The following is an 11,930-nucleotide window of genomic DNA, read 5'->3' as shown; positions in this document are numbered from 1 at the left end:
CCCTCTCCTTCGGGGAGGGTTGGGTTGGGGTTAGATTTAGCAACAACTATTGAAGCATTTTATCAATATTGGAATTTGAATTATACCAAGGGGCAAATACTAGAAAATGTAGGGTTGCACGAAGAAGCCTATTTTACATATTTTGATTATCCAGATTTTGTAACCAAAGACAGCGGTTTAATTCAAATTAAAAAATATGCCGATGTAAATGATTGTTCCGATTTATTAGAAAAAATAACAACAATTTCAGAAAAAACCAAATTAGTAAAAGAAGAAATCTACAGGATGTTGGTTGAAGATTTTAAATATTTTGAATAAAAAATAATAGGCACAAAAGGGAAAAATTATAATTAAAACCTTATATCTGCTATTCAAAAATAGATTATAAAAGATGTAGTTAGGTTTGCTGATAGAAAAATAGGGGTAGAAAAAAAGGAGTAGAAAAAAAGCTAAAAAAAATTTTGGAATTAAAAAAAATAATATATTTGTGAGAAGTAAATATAAAAAAAAATTACAACGTATTAAAACACAATCTTTATGAGTAATTTATCAGAAAACAGGTTAAATGTAATTTTAGCCGTAGCAGATGTAACGGCTATAAATGCTAGTATTGCAACTATATTATCAAAAGTGCCCGCCAACACCACCCTCACAGACGAGCAACGACTGAGCTATAATGCCATTAATGTTGCCAACAAGGTTTTTTCAGACGACTGTCTTGCAGAGGCTCAATCCAACGGAGCAGGCATATTGCCTGGCTTTATAAATCTAGTAAACTTACAAAACGACCTAACTGTTTTTAATCAGCTAGATGCCATTTCGAGTGCTTTGAGCAATGCTATTCAGCGTATTGAAGATGCAAAACGTATTGCAGGACATGAAGCTTATGCACAAGCCATCAATGTTTATAATAGTTTTAAACAGGCACACGATAGTGGTATTCCAAATGCTACAACAAGTTTTAATAAACTAAAAGTTCGTTTTGAGGCTCAAGGAAATGTTGGCAAAAAAGGAAACGACCAAGTATAAAAAAGCTATTTTTTTATGAATATTATCAATGGCATTAAATCATAGACATGAGCTCCAGGGCTTTTTGGATTGATTTTACTTGATCAAATGTAAGTAAAAGCCGCAGTCCGTTTGGAGTTTGTTTTTCTTTCATACTTGCTAATTTTTGGTTTTTTTGTACAAACTGTAATATAGTTGTAAATGTTGTAGAACTATAATAACTACTTTGCTGATCGGACACAAAATAACAAATCATTTTACCTTGTTTCATAACCAGTTTTTCGATACCTAGTTGTGTGGCAATCCATTTTATTTTGATGCTGTTGAGCAACGATACTGCCTGTTTGGGCAAAGGGCCAAAGCGGTCTATGAGTTTTTGTTGGTAATTTTCAAGGGTCAAATCGTCTTTTATAAGGCTCAATTCGTTGTATAAATTAAGTCGTTCGGATATGTTATTGATGTAGTCATCTGGAAACAAAAGCTCAAAATCGGTATCCAAATGCAAATCTTTAACATACACTTTTTCGGGTTTGTCTTCGTTTTCATACAGGTCTTTAAACTCATTTTCTTTGAGTTCCTCTATGGCTTCATTCATGATTTTTTGATAGGTATCAAAACCAATTTCATTGATAAAACCACTTTGTTCGCCGCCTAACAAATCGCCTGCACCTCTTATTTCGAGGTCTTTCATTGCGATGTTAAACCCACTTCCAAGTTCAGAAAATTGTTCTAAAGCTTGTATCCTCTTTCGGGCTTCGTCTGTCATGGCCGAATAGGGTGGACAAATAAAATAGCAAAAAGCTTTTTTATTGCTTCGTCCAACTCGTCCTCTCATTTGATGCAAATCGGATAGTCCAAAATGATGGGCGTTATTGATAAAAATGGTATTGGCATTGGGCACATCGAGGCCACTTTCTATGATAGTTGTGGCCACCAACACATCAAAATCACCGTTCATAAAGGCCAACATAAGTTCTTCGAGTTTGCTTCCGTCCATTTGGCCGTGGCCAATGCCCACTTTTGCATCAGGCACAAGGCGTTGAATCATGCCTGCTACTTCTTTGATGTTTTCTATTCTATTATTGATAAAATAAACCTGTCCGTTGCGTTGTATTTCAAAACTAATGGCATCACGAATGGTTTCTTCAGAAAACCCAACTACTTGTGATTCAATCGGATACCTGTTTGGCGGTGGTGTGCTGATAACAGACAAATCACGGGCAGCCATCAACGAAAATTGAAGCGTTCTTGGGATGGGCGTAGCCGTAAGTGTTAGGGTATCCACGTTGGCCGCTATGGTTTTAAGTTTATCCTTAACGTTTACTCCAAATTTTTGTTCTTCGTCCACTATAAGTAAACCCAAATCTTTGAAAACCACATTTTTATTAACGAGCTGATGGGTACCAATTACGATATCTAACTTGCCTTCTGCTAGTTGTTTGAGGGTTTCGGCTTTTTGTTTGGCGGTTCTAAATCGGTTTAAATAGCCCACAGATACAGGCATGTCTTTGAGCCTTTCCGAAAAAGTGCGGTAATGCTGATAGGCCAAAATGGTTGTTGGCACGAGTACAGCCACTTGTTTGGAATTGTCCACAGCCTTAAAAGCGGCTCTAATGGCTACTTCGGTTTTGCCAAAACCCACATCGCCACACACAAGCCTGTCCATGGGGCTATCGCTTTCCATGTCGGCCTTTATCTCTTGTGTCGATTTGAGCTGGTCTGGAGTATCTTCATATATAAACGAACTTTCGAGCTCGGCTTGCAAGTAACTGTCTGGAGCACACTGAAAACCTTTGTCCAATCGGCGTTTGGCATACAGCTGAATCAAATTGAATGCAATATGTTTTACCCGTGCTTTGGTTTTTTGTTTTAAAAGTTTCCAAGCATTTGACCCTAGTTTATAAATTTTTGGAGGCGAACCATCTTTGCCATTGAATTTCGAAATTTTATGCAACGAATGAATACTTACATATACAATATCATTGTCGGCATATACCAGTTTGATGGCTTCTTGGGTTTTGCCCTCGACTTGTATTTTTTGAAGGCCTCCAAATTTTCCAATGCCATGATCGATATGGGTAACATAATCGCCCACGGCAAGTGTTGTCAATTCTTTGAGGGTAATGGTTTGTTTTTTGGCATAACCATTTTTGATGTTAAATTTATGATAACGTTCAAATATTTGATGGTCGGTATAACAAGCTATTTGATGTTCTAAGTCAATGAATCCCTGATAGATAGGCAAAGTAATACACGAATATTGTTTGCGAATATGTTCGGAGTTCACCTCGTCTAACGATGTAAAAATATCGTGAAAACGTTTGGCTTGAGCCTCATTGGCACAAAACAAATAATTGTGAATACCGTTGGTTTGATTGTCATTCAAGTTTTGCAACAACAATTCAAATTGTTTATTGAAAGAAGGTTGTGGTTGGATATGAAATTCAATCGTTTTGGTGGTACGATATACGGCTTTTGAAGCCATTTCTACTACTGAAAAAGCTTTACTTTTTTGAACGAATTGTTCTTGATTGATGAATAATTCTATTGGTGAAAGCCTTTTGATGCCTCCGTCTAAACGGTCAAATATTTGAATGGCACGGTCAAAATATTGATCCAATGCACTCAAAAGCATTTCTGTATTTTGAATAAAAATAACCGTTTGCGGATGGATATAGTCTAAAAAACTTTCTCTATTTTGTTGAAAAACTTTGTTTTCTACATTGGGAATAATCGAAATTTGTTGTTGTTTTTCGACAGACAATTGGGTTTCTACATCAAAAGTTCGGATAGAATCGACTTCGTTTCCAAAAAATTCGATGCGATAAGGAAAATCATTAGAAAACGAAAACACATCTACAATACCGCCCCTTACAGAAAATTCGCCAGGTTCTGTAATAAAATCTACCCGTTTAAATTCATATTCAAATAGCATTTCGTTTACAAAATCGATCGAAATTTTGTCGCCAATTTGTACTTTCAACGTGTTTTTATCCAAATCTTTTTTGGTAACTACTTTTTCAAAAAGTGCTTCAGGATAGGTAACGATTACCTTTTTTTTAGCAACTCCATTAATGGCATTCAGCACCTCTGCCCGCAACAGCACATTGGCATTGTCTGTTTGTTCCATTTGGTAAGGCCGTTTGTAGGAAGCAGGATAAAACAAAACCTCTTGATCGTTTATCAAATGTTCTAAATCATTTAAAAAATAAGCAGCTTCTTCTTTATCGTTTAAAATTACCAAAAAAGGATTACTTTGTTGCTTATAAAGGGCTTCCAATACAAACGATACCGACGACCCGATAAGTCCTTTAAGATGCAGTTTGGCATTTGCAATTTGCAAACTCGAAACAATTTGTTTGACTTTTGGCGCTTGCTCTAGGATATTTAAAAATTTTTTGCTCAATGTTTTTTGATTAAAGTGTCCGACGAAAGGGTAGGTACGGCTCTGGAAGGGTCCAACATTTTGATCAAATCGCCTTCGCCAGCCTCTGCCTGAATTTTGGTTTTGATTTCAATTTCGTCCATTTGATCCTGTAGGGCAATAGATTGTTTATTGATTTCGGCAATAATGGCAACTACTTTTTTATCGGGAATTGGGTTCAAATGAATGTACAAATCCAACGAATTGATGACCGTAATTAGCACCATAATCCGACTTTTGATGGCCGTTGTAGCCCATTTTTCGGGAATGTTTTGGTTCAAATCGGCCGATTTTTTTGATAAATTTTTGGCTTTTTGCTGAAAAGCTCCAATCGTACTTTTGGGTTTTTGTTCCAATTCGTTTAAAAAAATCCGCCATTCGGTCCAAGTATTGGTCAAATTTCTCGAAGTCAAATTATTTTGTTGTTTTTCAAAAAACCAAGCCTTGTTGATGTTTTTAAAAATCACTTCATTGCGTTGGGCTGCTTTTTCCTTTTCTATAATTAGGGTTTCATTGTTGTTTTGGCACGAAAAAAAAACCGTAGTAAGCAGCAAGCCCGTCCAAATATATTGTCGCATCATTTTTTTTGAATTAATGATGCAAAAGTAATCAGAAATTAAAAAAAGTAGCGTTTTTTGAACTTAAAATATTTGTTAAATCAAACAAAAATAATTTGAAAGTTGTTAATCTTACTTTTTTATACAACCTAAATAAAATGATACTAAAATTATATTATAGTTTTAAATATTTTAAAATCTTTATTTTAGAATTAATATCAACCAACATTTCAAGAATGCAATATTTAAATTAATCATATTAAGATAGCTGTTTAACTTGTAGCTGAATTAATTGAAACTAATTTAGAATATTTATTACAATTTATTTTGTGTTTATTTATTAATTCATTATTTTTGTCTTTAAATAATTAAAAACGCTCTTACTTTACTACAAAATGTAAAGTAATGCTTTATTCTTGTCAATTAGAAAGCTGGTAATTTACTTAGGATTGAACACAAGAATGGACTTTGCTCATGCTTTGCGTGGGCTTTGCTTATTCGTGTTCAAGGTTCTTACCAGCACCTCTATTGACAATAAACGAAGTACCACGCATTTTTTTTACATCCATTTTAGTTGCTTTTGGAATAAATATGGTTTTATTATAATTTATAATTAAAAATCAACAAGTACATTTTGAATATAATAAATTACAGCTTTTATAGTTATATAATACATAAAATTATTTAATTAGTATAATAATATTAAAAAATATTTAGTTTAAAATGCATATAAAAATATTATTTTACAAGTATTTATATTAATGAATAATTTAAAAACCTTTTTAACAATATTATTTGGCCAATAATTGCGGGTTTTTCATTCCCCAAAAAAAAAGAAAACATTTAGCTGATCATTTTCAGCATTAGGACGAAATCTAACCGTGCAAGTCCAAAAAAAATGGCACATAAATAATTTAAAAAATGAAAAAAATAATTTAAAGAGTGAAAATAATTCGGCTTCATTTGTGGAAGTTGAAAAGATTTCAAATGAGGATTATCCTTGTAGATGGAGAGTATGTTATTACAATAATGGTTTATTAATTGGCTGCTCTGCATGGACTTATGGAGAATGTTTAGATACAGTTGTAATTAAAACCAAATAATTTGTTTTTCTTATATTTAGAAAAAACGCATAATTGAAGTAAATCTAAAATACCAATTGGGTTATTTATAACCCAATTGGTATAATTAATAAATAATACTAAAATGAAAAAAATAACCGCCTTACTAATAATAACATTTCTTTGTCAAAATTTACATTCGCAAGAGACAGGTGTTTTTGGAAAAATTGAATATGAACAATCAACTCATTTTTCGACAACATTTTATCGAAATTTTACATTGAAATTTGATATGAAAAACTCGTTATACGAAGAAAAAGTGATATTGAAAGAGAACGGCAAAATGAAACAAACCAATACTGATGATGGGCAAATATTAAGTTTTGATGTAGTTAGAAACATTAAAACCCCTGAGTTTTTTTATAATGATAGGAAAAATTTTTATTTCATGGAAATTTGGTTTGACAAAGAGTTACTCGTAAAAGAAGACTCATTTGAATGGCAGTGGAATTTAAGTGAAGAGATAAAAAAAATTGGTGGATTTGAATGTCAAAAAGCTACAATAGATTTTAGAGGACGTACTTATACGGCATGGTTTACAACTCAAATTCCTGTACCGTTCGGACCATGGAAATTTCAGGGGTTATCAGGGATTATTTTGGAAATATACGATGCAGATGGTGTTTTTCATATAACTGCAAAAAAAATAGATGTTTCTAATAACTCGAACGAAAAACTAATAATGGCTTCCAAAAAACTAGAAAATCCAATTACATTGATAGAGTATTTAGACAAAAAGAAAGCACTAATTAAAGAAGAATTTGAAAAAGTGTCAAGTAGATTACCGAAAGGATATGAAAAAATAGTATATGACGAAAACTGTGATGATTGCAGCGAAGATATTGAAAAGATTAAACGCTAATAAACTGATTATAATTTTGTTAGGGTTTATATTAAGTACTAACTTATGTGCCTCGCAAATAATTTTGAAAGGTTTTGTAAAAAATTCAAAACAAGAACCCATTGCATTTGCAAACATAGTTGTAAAAAAAGGGAGTTCTATTGCAGTGTTACACTATACCTACACAAACGAAACAGGTGCATATAAATTGAACTTACCTAGTGGATTGTATAAAATATCTTTTTCAAATTTAGGATACGAAACTAAAACCGTTGAGATAGAGATACAAGAATCCAAACAGGAATTGCAACAGGACATGAATTTGAAAGAAATGCCTTTTTCATTAAATGAAGTGGTTGTCAAGACATCTTTGCCAATAAAAATAAAAAAGGATACTATAATATTTAATGCAAAATCATTTTTAAAAGGAGATGAACAAGTTGTTGAAGATTTGTTAAAAAAAATACCTGGCATCAAGGTTTTATCAGACGGAACTATTAAAATTGGTAATCAGGAAATTGAAAAATTGATGATTGATGGTGACGATTTATTAGAAAGTGGTTATAAAATTTTATCAAAAAACATGCCTGTAAAACCAATTGATAAGATTGAATTATTTCAAAACTATTCAAACAATAAACATTTGAAAGGAATTGAAAATAGTCAGAAAGTTGCTTTAAATTTGACACTAAAAGAAAATGCCAAAAATATTTGGTTTGGAAATACTCTTTTGGGTTACGGATTGGTATCTGCAAACAGATATGAATTTAAAACAAATGTGATGAATTTTGGAAAGAAAAACAAATATTTTTTCTTAAGCAATCTAAATAATGTTGGTTTTGATGCCGTAGGAGACATCAATCACTTAATAAGGCCTAATCGATATGATGAAGTTTCTCATATTGGCGATAACCAATCGGCTTTTTCGATAATCACTTTAAATCCCTTTTTACCAGATTTAAAACTCAAAAGAATCAAAATCAATAACGACGAAATGATTTCGTTGAACAGTATTTTTACACTTTCAAAAAAAGATAAATTAAAAGTGCTATTGCTTTTAAATACTGACGAAAATAGTATTGTAAGGAATAAAGAACAATATTACAATGTTGGAGATATTAATTTTCAAAATTTGGAAAAAAACATAATCAAAAATAAGCAAATTACTGGTTTTGCAAAATTAGACTATACAAGCGAAATTTCAAAAACTAAAACCCTAGAACTTTCATTTAAAATTAACAAAACAAATGATAATATTAACAGTGATTTAAAATTTAACAACACGCTCCTCAATGAAAATCTTAACTCTTACAACCATCTTTTAGACCAAAAAATAGTTTTTACTAATAAATATAAACCAAAAAAAGTAATTATTTTTACTGGTAGATATATTAACGAGGCTACTCCACAAGACTATACCGTTAATCAATTTGTTTTCCAAGGTTTGTTTCCTGAAAATGCCAATAATACTAAACAATATAGTCGAAACAAAATGCAATTTGCGGGTATAGAATCTCATTTGTTTAATAAATTGGAAAACGGTAATTTGTTTGAACTTAAAATTGGGAATCAATTTAGAAAAGACGAACTCGACACAAGATTAGATTTGTTTCCTGAAAATTCAAATATAGCTTTATTAGATAATTACAAAAACAACTTGAGTTACACCTCAAATGACTTATACATATCTGTAAAACAACAATTTAAATTCAAAACAATTTCAATAGCACCTCAATTTGATATACATCAACTTTTTAATCAATTACTTCAAAATAACACCAAAAGCAATCAAACCCCTTTATTTATTAATCCTAAATTTACATTTGATTGGGAGATAAATGACAAAAGTAAAATAATCCTAACAGGGGCATACAACTCTAAAAATAACAATGTTTCAGATTTATACAGCGGATTTATACATACCGCTTTTCGAGATTTAACAAAAGGAGTAGCCGCATTTAATCAACTTCGTGCAACCGTTGGAACTATAAATTATACAAATGGTAATTGGAATGATACATTTTTCTTCAATACATTAATAATTGTTTCAAAGAATCATGATTATTTAGGTACTAATTCAACCATTACACAGAATTATAATATTTCTGAAAAAATATTAATAAAAAATCAAAATTTCATTTCTTTGTCATCAGATATTGATTATTATTTCCGATCAATAAAATCAAACATGAAAGTCTTTTTTAATGTTTCTGTAATTGATTATAAAAACGTTGTAAATAACTCTGATTTGAGAAAAGTAATGAATAATAATACTTCAACAGGAGTTGAATTACGTTCAGGGTTTAAAAGTCTTTTCAATTTTCATATTGGAACCAAATATAGTTTTAGCAAGGTAGTATCAAACGCAACAAACTCATTTACAGATAATCTAAGCTTTTTAAACTTATCATTTATTTGGAATAAAAAGGTAAATTTTCAAGTTCAGTCAGAGCGTTATTATTTTGGTAATTTAGACAACGCAAATAAAGAATATTATTTTTTAGATTTTGAAGGTAAATACACTTTAAAAAATAATAAAATTACTTTTTTTATTTCTGCAAATAATCTATTTAACACTAAAGTATTTAAAAATTATACTGTTTCAGACGTATATATTACCAAAACAGAATTTGGATTGATGCCTAGATATATGCTCTTGAAAATGGAATATAAATTTTAATACTTAAATTACATATTTTTATTTATTTGTAAATAAAAGATAAATTTTAAATAAAAAATCCAAAAGCATTACAATATTTTGGACGTTCCCCAAGGGTAGGGCTATCCGTTCCAAACAACGTACATTGAACTCCAAAAGTAATAAATATTGTGAAATAATCTACCACATTCAGAAACTATATTCGTGCAATACAACACCCCCCTTTTGGGAGCTGGGGGGCTTCTAAAAGATTTTCACTACTATCCCAAACGCAAAATGCTATAAAATATAGCATTCATCCTATTAAACCATGATTCGTCATTTTTTTTTTTAGTTATGTAACATAAATTACAATTCATTCTTTTATGCGTCATTACTTTTGCCTCATAAAATAAAAAAAATAAAAAAATGGATTTCATTTCGATGCTCAAAGAGCCTTGGCCTTGGTATGTTGCAGGGCCTTTAGTAGGACTTACCGTTCCCGCTTTATTAATTTTAGGCAACAAACATTTTGGAATTAGTGCCAACTTGCGTCATGCTTGTGCCATTTGTATGCCGGCCAAAATTCCTTTTTTTGATTATGATTGGAAAAAAGAAATTTGGAATTTTTTCTTTGTTATTGGAATATTATTGGGCGGAATTGTGGCTTTTACACTATTGGCAAACCCAAATCCAATCGAAATCGACCCTAGTTTAAGAGCAGAATTAGCTTTATACAACATTACAGACATCGACGGAATGTTGCCATCAGCCTTATTTTCGTGGGCCAATTTGTTTACAATCAAAGGTTTTTTGATGATGGTTGTTGGTGGCTTTTTAATTGGTTTTGGCTCTAGGTATGCGGGTGGTTGTACTAGCGGTCATGCTATTTCGGGCATTTCAAACCTTCAATTACCTTCTTTGATTGCTACTTGTTGTTTTTTTATTGGTGGCTTAATTATGGCAAATTTGATTTTACCTTTCATTCTCTCATTATAATTTTAAAAAATAGATCATGCAAAACCAAAATACCGATTTTGAAACCCGTTCGCTCGACACCGTTTGTGTAAACGAAAGTCAGTTGCAACACAAATGGTACCACAATATCAAATATTTGATAGTAGGCTTTTTATTTGGCATTGTTTTTATCAAAGCCGAAATCATTAGCTGGTACCGCATCCAAGAAATGTTTCGCTTTCAATCTTTTCACATGTATGGCGTGATTGGAAGTGCCATTGTGGTTGGAATTATTTCTGTTTTGATTATCAAAAAATATAATATCAAAACCATTTATGGCGAGCCAATTGAGTTTCACGACAAAACGTTCAACAAAGGACAAGTTATTGGAGGCCTTATTTTTGGACTTGGTTGGGCCATTACAGGAGCTTGCCCAGGACCCATTTTTGCACAAATTGGCACTGGTGTAACTGTAATGATTGTTACCTTGTTTTTTGCCATTGTAGGCACATGGGTTTATGGCTATTTTAGAAACAAATTGCCTCATTAATCTGTTTTTATGATGAAAAAAACTGCCTTAATTTTAATTTGGATACTGCTTTTTCAAGGCATAAGGCTTCATGCTCAAGCTCACTCAAACAGCTGGGTTAGAGCTACTTTGAGTGTGCCTGTAGCCGAAAAAATAAAAACAGAACTCGAGTACCAACACCGCCGTCAAAATGGGTTTAACAACCTCAATCGGTTCGATAAAGTATTGATGAATTCCATCAGAACGTGGGTGTATTATAAGCCAAATAATGAAATTACTTACTCAGTATCGCCTTTTGCTTATTTTGAAAATTATAAAATCATTCAAAATATTGCCGATGCTGATGCCATGCCTTCAAAAGAATACCGAATGGCAGTAGCATTAGAATGGCAACACGAAATGTTTCAAAAAACATTTTTAGTGAATCGAACAGCATTAGAATACCGTATTTTTGATGGTTCGACACCAGATGTTTTACGACCAAGAAATAGATTATCAATAAGATACGATGTCAATTCTAAAATAAATTGTAGCGTTGGCGACGAAATTTTAATAAATGCTTCACACACAGACGCTACCCATTTTTTTGATCACAACCGATTGTTTTTTAATCTGGGTTATAAAATAAACCCTTCGATGAAACTGGATTTGGGGTATATGCACATTTCTAGGCTACCAAAAACAAACGGAATACTTATTGAAGAAAATAATTTAATAGCCAATTTTACATATTCAATACAAAAAAATAAGAATAAAAAATAAATAAAATTGCTATAATAATAAAAAACAGAGAGGCTAAATATTTATAAAAATCATCATTTTAACTCTATTCTCAGTTATAATACCAAATATACA

9 protein-coding genes are annotated in these 11,930 nt (G+C 31.7%); 7 read left to right on the top strand and 2 right to left on the bottom strand.

Annotated elements, in window-relative coordinates; all coding sequences use genetic code 11:
- The coding region (locus B0A58_RS16515) for a hypothetical protein (RefSeq protein ID WP_165766348.1) at window positions 1–318 on the top strand (318 nt) is incomplete at its 5' end.
- A 219-nt stretch (window positions 319–537) separates the two neighbouring features.
- Window positions 538–1,029 carry a hypothetical protein gene (locus B0A58_RS13460; RefSeq protein ID WP_089081492.1) on the top strand — a complete coding sequence of 164 codons (492 nt, stop codon included), beginning with the start codon at window positions 538–540 and terminating at the stop codon, window positions 1,027–1,029.
- A 34-nt stretch (window positions 1,030–1,063) separates the two neighbouring features.
- On the opposite strand, the gene mfd is transcribed toward B0A58_RS13460, so the two are convergent.
- Window positions 1,064–4,393: a transcription-repair coupling factor gene (gene mfd / locus B0A58_RS13455; protein WP_373863132.1), complete on the bottom strand. Its 3,330-nt coding sequence runs from the start codon at window positions 4,391–4,393 to the stop codon at window positions 1,064–1,066.
- 17 nt (window positions 4,394–4,410) lie between these two features.
- A complete protein-coding gene (locus B0A58_RS13450) occupies window positions 4,411–5,013 on the bottom strand; it encodes a hypothetical protein (RefSeq protein ID WP_014084526.1) in 603 nt (200 codons plus the stop codon).
- A 1,182-nt stretch (window positions 5,014–6,195) separates the two neighbouring features.
- Between B0A58_RS13450 and B0A58_RS13440 the strand changes: the two genes are divergently transcribed.
- The 5 genes from B0A58_RS13440 (at window position 6,196) to B0A58_RS13420 (ending at window position 11,837) form a co-directional block, all read left to right on the top strand.
- Window positions 6,196–6,972, top strand: coding sequence for a GLPGLI family protein (locus tag B0A58_RS13440; RefSeq protein ID WP_089081489.1), 777 nt, complete (start codon window positions 6,196–6,198; stop codon window positions 6,970–6,972).
- Window positions 6,920–9,631 carry a TonB-dependent receptor gene (locus B0A58_RS13435; RefSeq protein ID WP_243389502.1) on the top strand — a complete coding sequence of 904 codons (2,712 nt, stop codon included), beginning with the start codon at window positions 6,920–6,922 and terminating at the stop codon, window positions 9,629–9,631. The genes B0A58_RS13440 and B0A58_RS13435 overlap by 53 nt, the downstream gene beginning before the upstream one ends.
- Window positions 9,632–10,018: 387 nt before the next feature.
- Window positions 10,019–10,588: a YeeE/YedE family protein gene (locus tag B0A58_RS13430; protein WP_089081487.1), complete on the top strand. Its 570-nt coding sequence runs from the start codon at window positions 10,019–10,021 to the stop codon at window positions 10,586–10,588.
- A gap of 16 nt (window positions 10,589–10,604) precedes the next feature.
- A complete protein-coding gene (locus tag B0A58_RS13425) occupies window positions 10,605–11,096 on the top strand; it encodes a DUF6691 family protein (protein WP_014084521.1) in 492 nt (163 codons plus the stop codon).
- A 9-nt stretch (window positions 11,097–11,105) separates the two neighbouring features.
- A complete protein-coding gene (locus B0A58_RS13420; RefSeq protein ID WP_089081486.1) occupies window positions 11,106–11,837 on the top strand; it encodes a DUF2490 domain-containing protein in 732 nt (243 codons plus the stop codon).
- Window positions 11,838–11,930: the final 93 nt, after the last annotated feature.

The organism is Flavobacterium branchiophilum NBRC 15030 = ATCC 35035 (assembly GCF_002217205.1).
GTDB lineage: Bacteria > Bacteroidota > Bacteroidia > Flavobacteriales > Flavobacteriaceae > Flavobacterium > Flavobacterium branchiophilum.
The sequence above is the reverse complement of the archived record's forward strand: the minus strand, read 5'-3'. Positions and strand labels throughout refer to the sequence as shown.